Raw genomic sequence first — 17,042 nt, forward strand, 5'->3', positions numbered from 1 at the left:
GAAGGCCGGGGCCCAGTCGGGAAAGCCATCGCAACCGCCACCACGCCCGCCCACTCCCCTTCGTCATGCCGGGCCGGTCCCGGCATCCAGGGTGCCGCAAACCCCAAGCGATCGAGTCAGGGTTTGATCCAGCCAGATCGATCCGCCTCCCCGGCGAAGGCCGGGGCCCAGTCGCGCGACAAAGCTGGCAGGCACACCGGAATCTGCCAACGCTTTCCCACCTGGACCCCGGCCTTCGCCGGGGAGGTGTTTCCAGAAGCCCGGATCAAACCCTGGCGCAACGGCGGCCGGCACAGCAGGAGGCGTTACCCCGGCCCGGTGCCAGGATCCCCTGTGCTGCGACCTCACGGCTCACCGCTCGGTGGCTGTCGCGACAATCCCGGCATGACCAACGCGGCTAAGCAAAAGGCTCGCCCCAGCCGCGAGCGGCCGGCAGTCGGCACCGCCCGCCGCGTAACCCCGCCGCGCCCTCAGCCGAAGATGAAATCCGCCGCGTTGATATGCGCCGCCGTCAGCGATCCGCCGGGATCCTCGAGCAGGATGGAGAATTTCGCCCCCGTGGAGCTCACCACGTTCACCGATACGTCGCCGCTCGACAGGTCGGTCGCGAAAACCGTGCCCTTGCCCCCGCCCGAGCGATAGGCGGTGACGCCGAGCGCCTCCAGCACGATGCGGTCGAGGCCGTTCTCGAAATCCTCGATCACGTCGCCGCCGCCCAGCGCCGCCGCGCCGCTGAAGACGAAGCGGTCGTTGCCGGCATCGCCCCACAAACGGTCCGCGCCCTCGTCGCCGGCGATCTCGTCATGCCCCGCGCCGCCGTGGATGCGGTCCGCGCCGGTGCCGCCGGACAGCACGTCGTCGCCCGCGTCGCCGAACATCTGGTCGTTGCCGGTCTCGCCCAGCATCGCGTCCTGATCGTTGCCGCCTTCCATGTAATCGTTGCCGGCGCCCGCCTGCATCGTGTCGCGCCCGTCGCCGCCCAACAGCACGTCCGCCCCGTCCTCGGCGGAGATGATGTCGTCGCCGGTCCCGCCGTCCAGCCAGTTGGTGCCGTCGCCGCCGTCCACCCGGTCGTTGCCGTCGCCGCCATAGACCTTGTCGTTGCCCGACTGGCCCTTCAGCTTGTCGTTCCCGCCCTCGCCATAGATGATGTCATGGCCCGCGCCGCCGGCCACCGCCATGGTGGTCAGCTGGCCGGTCGCCGGGTTGACCTCGTTCAGGAAGCCATCGTCGTCCGCGCCGGCATAGATGATGTCGTCGCCATAGCCGCCGTCCAGATAGTCGCGCCCGTCACCGCCATAGATGAGGTCGTTGCCCGCATCGCCAAGGATGCGGTCATGCCCGATGCCGCCGTCGAGATGGTCGTCGTCGTCCCCGCCGGAAAGAATGTCGTTGCCGCTCGCGCCGATCAGCCGGTCCTTGCCATAGCCGCCGTCCAGCCGGTCGTTGCCGTTCTCGCCATACAGATAGTCGAGCCCCGCGCCGCCGATCAGATAATCATGGCCGTCACCGCCATAGATATCGTCGTCGCCGTCGCCCCCGTCCACGCGGTCCGCCCCGGCGCGGGCGCGGATCAGATCGTTGAGACTGGTGCCGACGATCACATCGTCCGAATAGCCACCGTCGATGGTTTTCGCGAATTTGCGCATGATGCACCGGTAATTAGGCGCTTGGGATAGCGCGCTGAATACCCCTCCCGAGGCAGCGGGCGGGGGCATGAAGGTTCCGCCTGCGATACGAAGAATGCCCGTTCGGCCATGGCCCTTTGCCCGGCGGCATACCTCCGTGACCCGGCTTGATGTTGCGTGAAATTATGTTGCCGGGGGAACCAATCCGCCCCGCGCGCGGTCAAACGGGCGTCGACACACGACCGGCGACACAGCCGGCGGTTCAGGGGCCCGCCTCCGGGCGGAAGAAGTGGGAAACGGGTGACAGCGCTGGGGGGCAGAACGATCATTTTTGGCAGCCAAGGCGGCAAGTGCGACTGGCGCCTGCCGTTCGCTCCTGCTTTGCCCGCTTTCGCCTTGCTCGCGCTCGCCGGCTGCAACCGGCACCAGTCCGCGCTGGCTACCTTTGGCGAGGAAGCGGCCGGCATCGCGCATCTGTCGCTGGTGATGGTGATCGGCGCTTTGGTCATTGCGGCGGCGCTCTTGCTGCTGTTCCGCTGGGCGGTGCGCGCGCCGGAAGGGTCGCTGTCGCTGCGCGGCGGCGAGCGGCTGATCGTGGTGGCGGGGGCGGTGCTGCCGTCGGTCCTGCTGCTCGGCCTCCTCATCTACAGCCTGCCGGCGATGAAGCCGCGCCCGACCGGGCCCGGCGATCTCACGATTGACGTGACGGGGGAGCAATTCTGGTGGCGCGTGCGCTATCATCCGCCCGGCGCCGCGCCGGTCGACGCCGCCAATGCCATTCGCATCCCGGTCGGCCGCACGGTGCGTTTCCGGCTGCACGGCGGCGACGTGGTGCACGCCTTCTGGATTCCCGGTCTCGCCGGCAAGATGGACATGATCCCCGGCCGGGTGAACGAACTGCCCGTGCGCGCGGTGAAGCCGGGGCTGTTTCGCGGCCAGTGCACCGAATTCTGCGGGCTTTCGCATGCGCTGATGGCATTCGAGGTGATCGCCATGGAGCCCGCCGCCTTTGACCGCTGGCTCGCGGCGGAGCGGCAGCCCGCGCGCGCCGCGGCGGGCGCGTCGGGCGAGGGCAGGGCGCTTTTCGCCAGCTACGGCTGCGGCGGCTGCCACCAGATCCGCGGCACGGGCGAGGGCGGGCTGATCGGGCCGGATCTCACCCATTTCGCCGCCCGCCGCACGGTTGGCGCCGGCACCCTGCCGATGGACCCGGCCGCGGTCGCCCGCTTCATCCGCCATCCATCCGAAGCGAAGCCCGGCGCGCGCATGCCGGCCTTTTCGCACATGAGCGAGGCGGAGGCGAGCGCCATCGCCCGCTATCTGGGAGAGCTGCGTTGAGCCTGCACGATCAGGACGATCCCGAGCTGCGCCGCGCCCAGGAGGAACGGCTGCGCGCCGTCTGGGCGCCGCCGCGCGGGCTGTTTCTGCGCTGGACCGATACCAACAACAATGCCGTGGGCGTCTGGTACACGCTGACCGCCTTCTGCTTCATGCTGTTCGCCGGTGTGCTGGCGCTGATCATGCGCACCCAGCTTGCCATGCCGGAAAGCACGATCACCAGCGCCTCGACCTACAATCAGCTGTTCACGCTGCACGGGTCGGCGATGATGTTCCTGTTCGCCGTGCCGATGTTCGAGGCGGTGTCGATCATCCTCCTGCCGCAGCTGCTGGGGGCGCGCGACCTGCCGTTCCCGCGCCTGTCCGCCTTTGGCTATTGGAGCTTCCTCCTGGGCGGCGTGTTCGTTCTCGGCTCGATCTTCTTCGATGTCGCGCCCGATGGCGGCTGGTTCATGTATCCCCCGTTCACCACCCGCACCGACCTGTCGGGGCTCGGAGCCGACATCTGGATGCTCGGCCTGTCCTTTATCGAGGTGTCCTCGGTGGCGGCGGCGGTGGAGCTGATCGTCGGCATCCTGAAGTTCCGCCCGCCGGGGATGCGGCTGAACCTCATGCCGCTGTACGCCTGGTACATCCTGGTCGTGGCGGTGATGATCCTGTTCGCCTTTCCGCCGCTGATCGCGGGCGACCTGTTGTTCGAAATGGAGCGGCTGCTCGACTGGCCGTTCTTCGATGCGGCGCGCGGCGGCGATCCGCTGCTGTGGCAGCACCTGTTCTGGATCTTCGGCCACCCGGAAGTCTATATCATCTTCCTGCCGTCGATCGCGCTGTTCGCCATGCTGGTGCCGACCTTCGCGCAGCGGCACCTGCTCGGCTATCCCTATATCGTCCTCGCGGCGGTGGGCACGGCGTTCCTCAGCTTCGGCCTGTGGGTGCACCACATGTTCACCACCGGCCTGCCGAAGATCAGCCTGGCGTTCTTCTCCGCCGCCAGCCAGGCGGTGGTGATCCCGACGGGCGTGCAGATCTTCGCGCTGATCGCGACGCTGGCGGCCGGGCGCGTGATCTTCTCGACGCCCCTGCTGTTCGCCACCGGCAGCCTCGCGATCTTCGTCATCGGCGGGCTCACCGGCGTGATGGTCGCGATCGTGCCGTTCGACTGGCAGGCGCACGATACCTATTTCGTCGTCGCGCACCTTCATTACGTGCTGATCGGCGGCACGCTGATGCCGCTGATCGCCGGGCTTTATTATTACTGGCCGCTCATCACCGGAAAGAAGCTGAGCGACCGGCTCGGCCGCAGCGCCTTCTGGGTGATGTTCGCCGGCGCCAATCTCACCTTCTTCCCGATGCATTTCTCCGGGCTGCTGGGGATGCCGCGCCGCGTGTTCACCTATCCGGCGGAGCTTGGGCTGGGCGGGCTCAACATGGCCTCCACCATCGGTTCCTATCTGTTCGCCGCCGGGATGCTGATCGTCGTCATCGACCTGTGCCTGTCGCCGACGCGCAGCAAGGCGAAGCGCAATCCCTGGAACGCGGGCACGCTGGAATGGCTGGCGGAACCGGAAAACGAGCCCTGGGGTGTCCGCTCGGTTCCGCTGATCGAGACACGCTATCCGATCTGGGATCAGCCCGATTTCATGCGCAAGGTGGACGAGGGGCGCTTCTTCCTGCCCGATGCGGAGGAAGGGCGGCGCGAAACGATCAGCACCACCGTGCTGGATGCACGTCCGCTCGCCGTGGTGCGGCTGGCGACGCCCTCGGTGCTGCCGATGCTCACCGCCTTTGCGCTTGGCGGCGTGTTCATCCTGACGACCTTCCACTTCTACTGGGCCGCGCTGGCCAGCGGGGTGGTGACGCTCGGGCTGGTGCTCGCCTGGATGTGGACCACGGCGGAGATCCCGGAAAAGCCGTGCAAGCCGATCGGCCACGGGCTGGAACTGCCGCTATACCTGTCCGGGCCGCAGGCACCCGGCTGGTGGGCCATGTTCATCACCATGCTGGCCGACGCGACCGCCTTTGCCGGGCTGGTGTTCGGCTATTATTTCTTCTGGACGGTGCATCCCGTGTTCCCGCCGCCCGACATGCCGGGGCCGGGCATCACCTGGCCGATGGTTGCGCTGGGGCTCGCCGCCGTCAGCTGGGCGGTGACGATCGCCGCGCGGGAGCTGAACCGGCGCGGCGCGGTGGCGGCGACGCGCCTGCTGCTCGCGCTGGGCGGATTGGGGTCGGTGCTGGCGATCCCGGCAGGGCTCGCCGGGCCATGGCTCCACGGGCTCGATCCCGCCGCGCACAGCTATCCCGCGATGGTGTGGCTGCTGGCGATCTGGACGGTGATCCACTCGGGCGTCGGCGCCATTGCGCAATTCTACGCGCTGGCGCGCAGCATCGCCGGCCGCGCGACGCCGGTGCATGATGCCGACATCCGCAACACCGCGCTGTATCATCACTTCATGCTGTTCACCGCCATCGTGTGCTGGGGCACGCTCGGGCTGTTCCCGGAGGTGGCCTGACGTGCTGGACCGCCTGCATCGCCGCTTCCGCAGCCTGCGCGTCACCTTGTGGACGCTGATCGTCCCGCCGACGACCTGGGCCGCGCATTTCCTCTTCTCCTATCTCTGGGCGGCGCTCAGCTGCGCCAAGCGGGGCTATTTCGCCGAGGCGCCCGTGCTGTTCTGGGCCGGCACCATTCTGGCGCTGCTGGTGATCCTGGCGGCCGGCTGGATCGCGCTGGTCCAGTCGCGCACGCCGGGGGATGATCCGCCGCATGAACAGGGGACGGAAACGGATCGGCTGCGCTTCCTTGCTTATTCGACACTGCTGCTCGCGGGGCTCAGCTTCGTCGGCGTGATCTTCACCGCCGCGCCGGTGGTGTTCATCGAGGATTGCCGGTGAGGCGCGCGCCGCTTCTCGCCGCGCTCGCGCTGCTGGGTGCCGGCTGGGTGGCCGCGCCGCTTGGCATGACGGGGCATATGATCGCGCACATGATCGCGGTGGCGGTCGCCGCGCCGCTGCTGTCGCTGGCGGTGCGCGGCACGCCGCTTGATCCGGCGCAGCGCTGGCCGCGCATCGTCACCCCTTTCGCCATGAGCATGGTGGAGCTGGCGCTGGTCTGGTCCTGGCACGTCCCCGCGCTGCGCGCCGCCGCGGCGCAGTCACTGGCGGTGATGGTGGTGGAGCAGCTGTCGTTCCTCGGCGCCGGCGTCCTCCTGTGGTCGGCGGTGCTGGCCCGCCCGGCATGGGCGCGGGCGAGCGGCGTCGGCGTGCTCCTCCTCACCTCCATGCACATGACCTTGCTCGGCGCACTGATCGCGCTCGCCCCGCGCCCGCTCTATGCCGCCGGCCATGGCAGCCATGGCGCGATGGCGCTGCTCGATCCGATGCAGGATCAGCAATTGTCGGGCGTCGTCATGCTGCTGGTCGGCGGCGCGGCCTATCTGATCGGCGGGCTGGCGGTGCTTGGCGGATTGTTGCGGCAGGAGGCGCGGGCATGAGGATCACATGGCTGCGCGCTTCGCTCGCGGCGCTGGTGCTCGGGCTGCTCGGCCTCTTGGTCGCCTGGTCGGGCGCGATCAACGTCGCCGCCTCCAGCGGGCATTGGGCGATCACTGACTGGTTCCTTCACTGGGTGATGCGCAATTCGGTGGACACGCGCAGCACGCTCACCAGCCCGCGCGAGGCATCGGATCCGTCCGGGCTGGTCAGCGCGGCGGGTCACTTCGCCGCCGCCTGCGCCACCTGCCACGGCGCGCCGGGGATAAAGCCATCGCCGGTGTTCAAGGCCGCCACCCCGCCGGCGCCCGATCTTGCGCGCACCGCCGGGGAATGGAGCGACCGCGAATTGTTCTGGATCATCGACCATGGCGTGAAGATGACCGGCATGCCCGCCTGGCCGGCGCGCGCGCGCCAGGATGAGATCCGCCGCATGGTCGCGCTGGTCCGCCGCCTGCCGGGGATGACGCCGGCGCAGTTCGACGCGCTCACCGGCGGCACCGCGCGCATCGCCTCGGCTCCCGGCCTTGCCGCCTGTGCCGGCTGCCACGGCGCGGACGGGCGGGGGCGCGGCGCGCCGGACATTCCGGTCCTCGGCGGTCAGAAGCCGGCCTATCTGCTCGCCGCGCTGCGCGCCTTTCAGGACGGCACACGGCAAAGCGCGGTTATGGGCCATGCCGCCTCGCGCCTGTCGGGGGCGGAGATGCGGCAATTGTCGCGGCATTTCGCCGCGCTGCCGGGCCTGGGTGCCGGAACGGGCAGGGGAGGGGCAGTGAATGCGCCCCATGACGCCGCGGCCGAGCAGATCGCGCGCATCGGCCTTCCGGACAAGGAACTGCCCGCCTGCGCCAGCTGCCACACGCCGGCCAAGCCCTATCCGGTGCTCGCCGGGCAGAAGCCGGAATATCTCGCCGCCCGCCTGCGCCAGATGCGCGGTGACGAGAAGGAAGTGGACGCCCGCCAGAGCCAGGCGACCATGCCGGTCATCGCCCGCCGCATTCCGGAGGAGATGATCGATCGCCTCGCCGCCCACCTCGCCGCCGCCCCGCCGCGCTAGGAAGCGGACCTTCTCCCGCTCGCCACTTCCCGCAGGAACGCGCCATCTTGGCAGGATCGGTCACCGCCTCGCCGCGCCGCGGCCGCCGATCGAAATACGTAATTCAGTCCGGACTTCGTATCACGGGATCTTAACAAGGCTCCCGATAAACAAGGAGTTGGAGCGCGCGAGTCTAATTCATTGATGTTTCTCAGTCCCTTTCTGCAGGTAGCGCAGAGCTCGGATGCGCTCCTGCGGGATCAGTTCACGCGGCTGCGCACGCAGATCCCGCTGATGTATGCCGTGCTCGCGATCGACGCCGCCTTTCTCGGCCTCGCTACCCACGGCAGCGTGCCCGCCGCGCACAGCCTTGGCATGCCGGCGCTGTTGCTGCTCGCGGTGCTGGGGCGCGCGTGCCTGTGGCTGTTCCGCAAGTCGGCGGCGCCCACGCCCAACCAGATCCGCCGCTATCTGTACGGCACCATTCTCGCCTCCGTGATCCTCAGCGCGGCCTTCGGCCTGTGGGGATCGGTGCTGCTGGGCGAAACGGATGCGACACGCGGCACGGCCGTTGCCCTGTTCGTGTTCGTGGGGTCGATCAGCTGCTGCTATTGCCTTCAGGCGCTTCCCGTCGCTGGCTTTTCGGTGCTGCTGTTCGGCGCCATGCCGATCACCTTGCGCATGGTCGGCTCGGGCGACAGCTATCTGGTGGGCGTGGCGCTCACCTTTGTGATGGTTTCGATCGTCGTGGTGCGCGCCATGGTCTCCAGCCACCAGGCGTTCACCGCCGCGCTGAACGCGCGCGGGGACATGGCGGAGCTGATCGCTGCCCTGCGCGACAGCGAGGAACGCTACCGCCTCGCCTCGCAGGCGGCGAACGACGTCATCTGGGATATCCCGCTGGACGGCGATCGGATCGACTGGAGCAGCGCGGTCGGCACCTGGCTCGGCTATCCCGAGGCGCAGGCCGGCACTTCGCGGCACTGGTGGCAGGATCGCATCCACCCGGACGATCGCGCGCGCACCGGCGTCCGCCCCGCCGCGCTCGCCGATCCCGAGTTTACCCACTGGACGCATGAGTTCCGCGTGCTGGCGGGATCGGGCGAGTATCTCACCGTGCGCAGCCGCGGCTTCGTCGTGCGCGATCCGCAGGGTCGCGCCACGCGGCTGGTCGGCTCGCTTCAGGATGTGACGGCGCAGAAACGCTATGAAAGCGAGCTGCGCCTCGCCGCCCATTACGATTCGCTCACCGGCCTCCCCAACCGGCTGCTCTTCGCCGAGCGGCTCGATCTCGCGCTCGCTGAGGCGGGGGAACAGCGCGCCAGCGTCGGCCTGATCGTGTTCGATGTGGACCGGTTCAAGATGATCAACGACAGCCTCGGCCATGACGCGGGCGATGCGCTGCTGCGCGAGGTCGCCTGCCGGCTCCAGCGGGTCGCCCCGCCCGGCGCCACCGCGGCGCGGCTCGCCGGGGACGAATTCGCCATCATCATCCCCAGCCTGGACGACAGCGGCATGGGCACGGCGCAGATCGCCGGGCTGCTCGCCGAGATCTCCAGCCCCATGGTCCATGCCGGCCGCCATATCGACGTCAGCCTCAGCGCCGGCTTCGCCCAGGCGTTCCGCGACGGCGGCACCGCCAAGGAAATCCACAAGAGCGCCGATCTCGCGCTTTACGCCGCGAAGCGCGACAATCGCGGTGGCCTGCGCGAATTCCAGCGCGATCTGCGCGACGCGGCCGAGCGTGAAAAGCACATGCTGGCCGATGCGCGCGCCGGCTTGCAGGCCGATTGGATCGTGCCTTTCTACCAGCCCAAGATCTGCCTCAGGACCGGCGCGGTGCTTGGCTTTGAATCGCTGCTGCGCTGGCATCATCCGCAGCAGGGCTTGCGCTCCCCCGCCTCGATCAGCGCGGCGTTCGAGGACCCGGGCACCGCCGTGCAGATCACCGACCGGATGCTGGAGCGCACCATCCGCGACATGGTGCGCTGGGCGGACAAGGGCGTGCCGTTCGGCCGCATCGCCATCAACGGCTCGCCCGAGGATTTCCGCCGCGGCGGCTTTGCCGAGCGCATTCTGGAGCGGCTGGAACAGGCGAAGCTGCCGCCATCCATGCTGGAGCTGGAGGTGACGGAAACCGTCTTCCTCGGGCAGCTCGCCGAAAATGTCAGCGTGGCGCTGAAGACGCTGTCGGATGCGGGCATCACCATCGCGCTCGACGATTTCGGCACCGGCTACGCCTCGCTCACGCATCTGAAGCAATTCCCGGTCGATGCGCTGAAGATCGACCAGTCCTTCGTCTCCCGCCTGACCATGGTGGATTGCGAGGATTCGGCGATCATCGGCGCGGTGATCCAATTGGCCCGCAGCCTCGGCATCACCACCGTCGCCGAAGGGGTGGAAACGGAAACCCAGGCCGCGCACCTCATCGCCAAGGGGTGCGACATGGGGCAGGGCTATCTGTTCAGCCGCCCGATGGCAGCGGAGCAGGTCGCGCCCTTCTTCGGCAAATGGGACTGCCGCTTCGTCGCGCAGCTCTGCGAGCAGGCCGATTGGGGCACCGCCGCCCGCCAGACCTACCGCGAACGCTTCCGCTAAAGGCGCACGCCCCCCCCCGGCGGGAAAGCGATCGGGAAGCGAGCGAGCGAAATTGGGCCCGAACCGGCACCTTGTGCGTTCCTCCCCCATGCCCCGTCCCTCCAACAACCGCCTCGCCCGCGCCGCCATCATCGTCGTCGCGCTAGGCGCCCTGATGTGGATCGTCGCGCTCCTCGGCATCAGCCTCAGCAACAAGGAAACCAAGGAACGAACCCCCGACATGCAGGCCGCACCGGCCGGGCAGGGGTGATCGGGGGCCCAGTAAGCGTCTTTATCGGCCTCCCTGCGCGAGACGAACACGCGATGCCGGTACATCGTGATCCAGACCGTAGACGCTGACGGTACGATCCTCGGCGAGCGATGCCGGTGATCGGTTGTCACGACCAATATGCGAAGGGCCCGCCACCAGCGGGATGACAGGCGACAGCGCCGGGCCGCAGAAGCTTGGGTCGCGCAGATATGCGGCAACGGCGTTCGCCCGTGCCTGCGCCAGACCGATGTTGGAGGAGAAACGCTGGGCCAACTTCGCGCTCAGGTCCCGCTGGTCGGCCCTTCCGATCACCACTGCGCTTCGCATGTGGCGCGACTGCAGCTCCCTCTTGATCGCGCAAACGGATCGGACCCCATCCGCAGTCGAGCCGTCGCCTGCAATCGGGATCGACGCTTCGCCATCGCCAAACCGGATGGCGGCACTCGCGGCGAACAGGGCGGGCGCCTTCGTGCCGGAGCCCGAAACGACGGTAGGGGCACGCTCCTCGGGCTCGAACAGGTCCAGCGCGCCCCCGGCGACCAGAGCGAGAAAGGCGCAGAACACACCGATGACCAATAGTTTGGCGCGCCACTGGTAGACTGCCTGCGCGGTCAGGTGATGCCATCTCGCACTCACTTCGGTGGCGTCAGGCGTGGTACTGTCCCATCGCAGCGCGATATTCTTGCACTCCTGAAGCGAATAGGTCTTGTACGTGGATAGTGCAAAGCGCGCAGTGGCCGGACTATCGAGCAATATCTCCAGTACGGCTGCGCGCCAGTCCCCTTGCTGGATCGCGTCCCGGATCCGTTTGATGCTTTCCAGACCTGCCCCGATCCGTTCGGTCTTTTGCGCCATCAAAATCTCGCGCGTGAGAAAATAAAGACCGGCCGCCTCGATGAAGAGGGTGAGCACGCGGGCAATGATCAACCAGTCCGGCATCGATATGTCCCGCCTATGAAGCGTTGCCAGATGGCGAGACTATATCAATCGAAGCGGTTTTCGATCAGGATGAACCACCATTACCGTTCGTACTGATCTCGACGAAACTCTTTGGCTGCTTCACAAGCGGCGCGATCCCGGTCCGTCGACGCCGCCTGCAGCGTCGCTCAGGACAGGCTTGTGATAGGTGAATGCCGGGACATGCCCGGAGTGACGACAGGAGTTACGCGACGCTCGCGTCGGTATTCACGATCAGAGCGTCTTGGCCAGCGGCCCGATCGCTTGTCCAATCACCCGAACAACCCGGTCCGCAACGGCGCCAGATAGGCCGCCACCGCTTCCGCCCGGTCGCGCGGGGCGGCCCAGCGGCGCAGGTCGGAGGCGGCGCTGATCGCGGCCATCACCGTCTGTCCGGCGACCAGCGGATCCACCGCGCGCAGCGATCCGTCGGCGATGCCGTCCGCGATCGTGCCCGCCACATGCCGCGTCAGTTGCGCCGCCAGTTGCAGCATGTCCGCGCGCAGCTCCAGCGGCAGCGCCTGATAGGCGCTCATCCGCAGCAGCGGGCTGTTCTCGTCGAACTGCATCGCCACCAGCATGGCGGCGGCGATCGCCAGCCGCTCGCCCTGGTCGCGCCCCGCCGCATCGCCATGCGCCTGCGCCCACTCGATCGTCGCGAAGGAGCGGCGGAAGCAGGCGAGCACCAGATCGTCCTTGTTGTCGAGGTGATGATAGAAGCTGCCGGTGCTCACCCCCAGCTCCGCCGCGATCCGCTCCACGCTGGCGCCGGCATAGCCGTAGCGGTTGATCAGCCGGGTGGCCGCGGCCAGAAAGCGCGCCTGCGCCGTCTCGGCCTCGCCCGCCGGGGCGGCCGGGCAGGCGCCGGGCTCGCGTGCCGGCAGGGGCGGCAGAGGGGGCAGGGGCCACGTCCGCCCGTCGCTTGCCAGCCCATGCGCCAGCACGTCGAACAGCCGCGCCTCCACCCGGGCGAAATCGCGCGGCTGGTAACGATCGATCCAGGCGGGCAGCCATTGTAGGCTGGCGGTGAGGTGAGTCGCCGCAATGGCGGAGCGCGATCCGCCACTATGCCCCTCGCCTGGCGCGAACATGCCGCGCACGGCCGCGAACCCCTGCGCGTAGATCGCCTCCAGCGGCGCGCGCGCGGCCTCGTCCAGCGCGCGAATGTCGGACAGCACGGCCAGCTCCCCGGCGCCGGGCGCCTCACGCGCGCGATACAGGTCGAAATAGGTGGCGATCAGGTGCCGCACCCGCGCCGGCGGATCGGGCGCGCAGGCCGCCGCCTCTGCCGCCTCCAGCGCGAAGCGCAGCGTCCGCTCGAAACAGGCCGCCGCGAGCTGCTCCTTGCGGCGGAAGTAATAGGTCACGCTGCTGGTATCGAGCGCCAGCGCCCGCGCGACCGCGGTCAGCGTCATGCCGCGCAGGCCATGCCGGTTGATGAGCGCGGAGGCGGTGTCCAGGATCTGCGCCCGCCGCCGGTTGAACCGCGGCGTCCGCGCGGCCCGCGCCGGCCGAACGTCCGCGACCGGCTGCGCCGGTTGATCGGGGGCAGGGGCAGGCCGGGCACTCACCCCATCGGTATAGGCCGGCCCCTCGCGACACTCCAGCCAGCCAGTTCGGCCCGCCCCGCCCCGTACCCCGCCGCGCACCTGCCGAGATCACGCCGCTCCATCCGCGCATCACTCAGGTAAAGGCGCGGGCGATAGGCGGCGGCCGCAGCTCCATCCCACCCGCCCGAGCCCCGGCGCTCTCAATGAAGGCAGCTACCCCGGCGAAGGCCGGGGCCCATTCGGGAAAGGCACCGTTGGCACGAGACGCGGGCAGTTGCGAAGACCTTCCCACCTGGGCCCCGGCCTCCGCCGGGGTGGCCACGCGGCGATTGGCGGGCGGGCGCTCAAGAACGATGTGCCCCTCCCGTCGCTTCCCGCCGGAGCAACCTCCGCAACGGTCCCGGCCACGCCCCACATCCCTCGTCAGGCGATTACGACGACCTTCCCACCTGAACCCCGGCCTCTGCCGGGGTGGCCGCGCGGGTGTTCAAAAACGGTGTGCCGGTTCTTGCTGCCCCACATCGCAAACCTCTGCAGAGGTGCCGACCGCGCCTCACCCCCTCGTCACCCCGGCCTTGTGCCGGGGTCCAAGGCTCCGCGAACGCGATGGCTGAAGAGGAGCGGCACCCTGGCTGCCTGGGCAAACCCAGCATGACGGAGGGGGGCGCCCAGATCTCGCGAAAACCGGAGTCCAGTTGGGAAATGCGCCGTTGGTACGCGACGCGGGCGACCACGACGCCCTTCCCAACTGGACCCCGGCCTCCGCCGGGGTGGCTGCGCGTCGGTTGGTGGGCGGGCGTTCAATGACGGTGTGCCGGTCCTGTCGCTTCCCGCCGAGCAACCTCTGCAGAGGTGCCGACCGCGCCTCACCCCCTCGTCACCCCGGCCTTGTGCCGGGGTCCAAGGCTCCGCGAACGCGATGGCTGGGGAGGAGCGGCACCCTAGATGCCCTGACTGATTCGGTACGATGGAGCGCGCGCCCAAGTCTCGCGAAGGTCGGACTCCAACTGGGAAAAGCGCCGTCGGCACGCGGCGAGGGCAGTTACAACGGCCTTCCCACCTGGGCCCCGGCCTCCGCCGGGGTGGCTGCGCGCCGATTGGCAGGCGGGCGTTCAATAACGGTGTGCCTCTCCTGCGCTTCCCGCCGGGCAACCTCTGCAGAGATGCCGACCGCCCCTCACCCCTCCGTCACCCCGGCCTTGTGCCGGGGTCCAAGGCTCCGCGAACGCGATGGCTGAAGAGGAGCGGCACCCTGGCTGCCTGGGCAAGCCCAAAGTGAAAGGCATGTAGCAACCATCCAACTGCCTGAAACCAGCCGCGCCCGAAGCAGTCGCCGCGCAGAAAGCGACACCACCGCCCCACAAACCCCATCAAACCCACCATAGCCGAATTTGGAATCTTGACAGCGACCACGCTTTTTCCAAAACTCGTTATGGAGAGGATGATCTGTGGCGGTAAGCGGCAACAATCGCGCCGGCCGTTGGTCTGGCGGGGCGTGCGACGCGGCTGCGATGGCGGCCGCGCGGCATCCCGCCTGCCGGGTCGAAACCCGATTACGGGCGCGCGGCCGATTTGCTCCGCTCGTGATCCGATCATGCCGCGCGGCCGGCTGCGCCGGCGAAGGGGCGGCACCGGCGGGCGTCCGGTGTTCCGCAGCAAGGAGAGCATCATGGCGACGATCGCGGCTGAGCTGAGCGATGTTCCCCCCGAACGGCAGCGCGCCGGCCTGCCGCTGGGCACAAAGGTCGCGCATGGCACCGGCGCCATGGCCAATGGCTCGCTGATCTATCTGCGTTCGCTTTTGCTGTTGTTTTACAGTCAGGTGGTCGGGCTGGAGGCATGGATGGTCAGCCTCGCGCTCGCCATCGTGATCGCCTGCGATGCGGTGTGGGATCCGGCGATCGGCCATTTTTCCGACAATCTCCGCTCGCGCTGGGGGCGCCGGCATACGCTGATGTTCGCCGCGCCGGTGCCGGTCGCGATCCTCTGCGCAATGCTGTGGAATCCGCCGGTCGGCCTGTCGTCGGGCGCCACCTTCGCCTGGCTCCTCGGCAGTGCGCTGGTGCTGAACTTTACCTTCAGCCTCTATGAGGTGCCGGCCAATGCGCTGACGCCGGAGCTGGCGCCGGGCTATCATGTGCGCACCAATCTGCTCGCCTGGCGCTGGGTGCTGGGGACGGGCGGCGCGATGATCACCGCCTTTCTCGGCCTCGGCTGGTTTCTCTCGCCGGAGCAAGGCGCGGTGGGGCAGCTGGTGCGGGAGGGCTATGGCCGGCTGGGGATCGCCGCGGCGCTGCTGATGCTGGCGGCGATGCTGATCAACGCCTTTGGCACGCGGCGCTATCGCGGCGCGCTTTATGAGCCGCCCGAAAGCACCGGCGGCATCGGCAAGTCGTTGAAAGAGGCGGTGGAAACGCTGCGCAATCGCAACATGGCGGTGGCGGTGATCGCCGGCGCGCTGGCCGGTATCGGCTTTGGCATCCGCACCGTGCTGGAGGCCTATATCGCCACCTTCATCTGGGGCCTGCCCGCCTCCGCCCTGTTGCTGACGACGGTGGCCGGCTTCGTCGCCACGCCGATCGGCGCGATCGTGGGCGCGATGCTGTCCCGCCGCCATGGCAAGAAGCGCGCCTGCATGGGCCTGTTCTTCGTCGGCACGATCCTTACCAACATGCCGCTGCTGCTGCGCTTGTCCGGGGTTTTCTTCGCCAATGGCGATCCGCTGCTGCTGCCCACCTTGGTCGGCTTCGCCTTTGTTTCCGCCGTCTTTTATTACGGCGGCTTCGTGCTGGTCAGTTCCATGATCGCGGACATCGTGGAGGATGCGCAGGCGCGGACGGGCCGGCGGTCGGAAGGGCTGATCACTTCCGCCGACCAGTTCATCCAGAAGATCATCACCGCGATGGGCACGGTGCTGGGCGGCGCGCTGCTCACCCTCATTGCCTTTCCCCGCAAGGCGCTGCCGGGCCAGGTGCCGGCGGAGACGCTGGCGGCGCTCGGCTGGACCTTCCTGGTACTGGTGACGACGCTCAGCTTCCTGTCGATCGCAATCTGGAAATTCTACCGCATCGACCGGGAGGGGCATGAGGCACGGCTGACCGCGCTTGACGTGCCGGAGGTGCGCGGCGCGGCCTGAGCGTCAGCCAATCTCCCGCGTCATCCATTTCGCCGCCGGGCCATAGCCCGCGACCTTGGCGGCGAGCGCGGGCGAACAGGGCGTCTCCGTGAAGCCGAGCCTGCGCCAGTAATCGGCCGCGCCCTCCACCGCGATCAGCTCGGCACGGTGCAGGCCAAATTTCTCCGCCAGGGTGACGGATGCGGCCACCAACAGGCCACCCACGCCGGTTCCGCGGCCGAACGGCGCCACGGCGAGGTCATGGATGAACAGCACTTCCATCGCTGCATGGCGTGGCAAGATCGTGCCGACAGCAGGCGGCGCGGCGCGCGGCCAGCCATGCGCCAGCATGTAGGCGATCAGCGCGCCTTCCCGCGTCGCGGCCAGGCAACAGCTTGCGTCGATCTCCAGCCGGCTCAGGAACGCCGCCCGGTCCTCGCGCAGGAACGCGGGGTAGCTCGCCGCCTGGATCGCCAGGGCGTCCGGCAGATCGTCGGGGCAGAACGGGCGGATCAGGATGGCTGGGTCGGGCGGTGGCATGGCTGGGAAATCTGCTGATGGGTCAGGCGCTTAGGACTAGGTTCACCTGTGGATAACCTTGTGGATAACGCGAGGAGAAGCATGTGGAAAGACTGTGGAGTGGCGGTGGACGCAGCGTGGAAAGGCTGCGGACAGGGCTGTGGATGGAATGTGGATTGTGTTGTTGCGCGGACCCGATCGCCGCGCCCGTGGGTTGATGCGGCTTGATGGAGGACAGGATGCAAGACGATCGCGCAGCCGGCAAAAAGCCGCAGGAACAAGACGATACCCGCCCGCAGCAGGCGGGGGAGGGCGGCACGACCCGCTTCGGCATGGAGGATGGCGACAACACGGACGTGCCAGCCACCGGGATCGATCCGGCCGCGCAGTCGAAGCCGCCGGCCTGAAATCGGAGCGCAATCGGCCTCAAACGGCCAAGTGCCCGATATCGCGCAGCCTTTCGCACGCTCGCCCGTTCGGGCTCCCAATGGCACAAGCGAAGGACCAGCGATGAGCGACACCAAAGGGCGCGCCTGCAAGCACGCCGGCAAGACCGGGG

The 17,042-nt window shown here is 68.5% G+C and carries 13 protein-coding genes; 9 read left to right on the plus strand and 4 right to left on the minus strand.

The window, feature by feature from the left end; all coding sequences use genetic code 11:
* Window positions 1-470: 470 nt before the first annotated feature.
* The gene (locus BMX36_RS16620; protein WP_093067254.1) at window positions 471-1,649 is read right to left on the minus strand and encodes a calcium-binding protein; all 1,179 of its coding nucleotides are present in this window, start codon (window positions 1,647-1,649) and stop codon (window positions 471-473) included.
* A 279-nt stretch (window positions 1,650-1,928) separates the two neighbouring features.
* On the opposite strand from BMX36_RS16620, the gene BMX36_RS16625 reads away from it, so the two are divergent.
* The 7 genes from BMX36_RS16625 to BMX36_RS21790 all read left to right on the plus strand — a co-directional run bounded on the left by BMX36_RS16625 (window position 1,929) and on the right by BMX36_RS21790 (window position 10,342).
* Entirely contained in the window at window positions 1,929-2,966 is a 1,038-nt protein-coding gene (locus BMX36_RS16625) for a c-type cytochrome (protein ID WP_371262930.1), read from the plus strand.
* Window positions 2,963-5,479: a cbb3-type cytochrome c oxidase subunit I gene (locus BMX36_RS16630; RefSeq protein ID WP_093067256.1), complete on the plus strand. Its 2,517-nt coding sequence runs from the start codon at window positions 2,963-2,965 to the stop codon at window positions 5,477-5,479. The genes BMX36_RS16625 and BMX36_RS16630 overlap by 4 nt, the downstream gene beginning before the upstream one ends.
* 1 nt (window position 5,480) lies before the next feature.
* Window positions 5,481-5,861, plus strand: a complete 381-nt coding sequence (locus BMX36_RS16635) for a hypothetical protein (RefSeq protein ID WP_066782232.1) — start codon at window positions 5,481-5,483, stop codon at window positions 5,859-5,861.
* Window positions 5,858-6,460 carry a cytochrome c oxidase assembly protein gene (locus BMX36_RS16640; protein ID WP_066782234.1) on the plus strand — a complete coding sequence of 201 codons (603 nt, stop codon included), beginning with the start codon at window positions 5,858-5,860 and terminating at the stop codon, window positions 6,458-6,460. Before BMX36_RS16635 ends, BMX36_RS16640 begins: the two co-directional genes overlap by 4 nt.
* Window positions 6,457-7,515: a c-type cytochrome gene (locus BMX36_RS16645; RefSeq protein ID WP_093067259.1), complete on the plus strand. Its 1,059-nt coding sequence runs from the start codon at window positions 6,457-6,459 to the stop codon at window positions 7,513-7,515. Before BMX36_RS16640 ends, BMX36_RS16645 begins: the two co-directional genes overlap by 4 nt.
* A gap of 183 nt (window positions 7,516-7,698) precedes the next feature.
* Window positions 7,699-10,092, plus strand: coding sequence for a putative bifunctional diguanylate cyclase/phosphodiesterase (locus BMX36_RS16650; protein WP_093067262.1), 2,394 nt, complete (start codon window positions 7,699-7,701; stop codon window positions 10,090-10,092).
* An 88-nt stretch (window positions 10,093-10,180) separates the two neighbouring features.
* Window positions 10,181-10,342 carry a hypothetical protein gene (locus BMX36_RS21790; protein WP_177179194.1) on the plus strand — a complete coding sequence of 54 codons (162 nt, stop codon included), beginning with the start codon at window positions 10,181-10,183 and terminating at the stop codon, window positions 10,340-10,342.
* A gap of 21 nt (window positions 10,343-10,363) precedes the next feature.
* Here the strand turns inward: BMX36_RS21790 and BMX36_RS16655 are convergent, their stop codons facing one another.
* Window positions 10,364-11,281 carry a hypothetical protein gene (locus BMX36_RS16655; protein ID WP_093067264.1) on the minus strand — a complete coding sequence of 306 codons (918 nt, stop codon included), beginning with the start codon at window positions 11,279-11,281 and terminating at the stop codon, window positions 10,364-10,366.
* A 290-nt stretch (window positions 11,282-11,571) separates the two neighbouring features.
* On the minus strand, window positions 11,572-12,948 hold the full coding sequence (locus tag BMX36_RS16660) for a TetR/AcrR family transcriptional regulator (RefSeq protein ID WP_093067266.1): 1,377 nt from the start codon (window positions 12,946-12,948) through the stop codon (window positions 11,572-11,574).
* A 1,570-nt stretch (window positions 12,949-14,518) separates the two neighbouring features.
* Here BMX36_RS16660 and BMX36_RS16665 point away from each other — a divergent pair.
* Entirely contained in the window at window positions 14,519-15,985 is a 1,467-nt protein-coding gene (locus tag BMX36_RS16665; protein WP_177179195.1) for an MFS transporter, read from the plus strand.
* Window positions 15,986-15,988: 3 nt separating this feature from the next.
* On the opposite strand, the gene BMX36_RS16670 is transcribed toward BMX36_RS16665, so the two are convergent.
* A complete protein-coding gene (locus BMX36_RS16670; protein ID WP_093067272.1) occupies window positions 15,989-16,504 on the minus strand; it encodes a GNAT family N-acetyltransferase in 516 nt (171 codons plus the stop codon).
* A 218-nt stretch (window positions 16,505-16,722) separates the two neighbouring features.
* On the opposite strand from BMX36_RS16670, the gene BMX36_RS21795 reads away from it, so the two are divergent.
* Window positions 16,723-16,890: a hypothetical protein gene (locus BMX36_RS21795; RefSeq protein WP_156455533.1), complete on the plus strand. Its 168-nt coding sequence runs from the start codon at window positions 16,723-16,725 to the stop codon at window positions 16,888-16,890.
* The last annotated feature ends 152 nt before the right edge of the window (window positions 16,891-17,042 follow it).

Origin of the sequence: Sphingomonas sp. OV641, from assembly GCF_900109205.1 — a bacterium.
Lineage (GTDB): Bacteria > Pseudomonadota > Alphaproteobacteria > Sphingomonadales > Sphingomonadaceae > Sphingomonas.

Coding starts and splice junctions, on each gene's coding strand:
- BMX36_RS16620 (WP_093067254.1), bottom strand. CDS start 1,649: ATGCGCAAATTCGCGAAAACCATCGACGGTGGCTATTCGGACGATGTG.
- BMX36_RS16645 (WP_093067259.1), top strand. CDS start 6,457: ATGAGGATCACATGGCTGCGCGCTTCGCTCGCGGCGCTGGTGCTCGGG.
- BMX36_RS16650 (WP_093067262.1), top strand. CDS start 7,699: ATGTTTCTCAGTCCCTTTCTGCAGGTAGCGCAGAGCTCGGATGCGCTC.
- BMX36_RS21790 (WP_177179194.1), top strand. CDS start 10,181: ATGCCCCGTCCCTCCAACAACCGCCTCGCCCGCGCCGCCATCATCGTC.
- BMX36_RS16655 (WP_093067264.1), bottom strand. CDS start 11,281: ATGCCGGACTGGTTGATCATTGCCCGCGTGCTCACCCTCTTCATCGAG.
- BMX36_RS16665 (WP_177179195.1), top strand. CDS start 14,519: ATGGCGACGATCGCGGCTGAGCTGAGCGATGTTCCCCCCGAACGGCAG.
- BMX36_RS16670 (WP_093067272.1), bottom strand. CDS start 16,504: ATGCCACCGCCCGACCCAGCCATCCTGATCCGCCCGTTCTGCCCCGAC.
- BMX36_RS21795 (WP_156455533.1), top strand. CDS start 16,723: ATGCAAGACGATCGCGCAGCCGGCAAAAAGCCGCAGGAACAAGACGAT.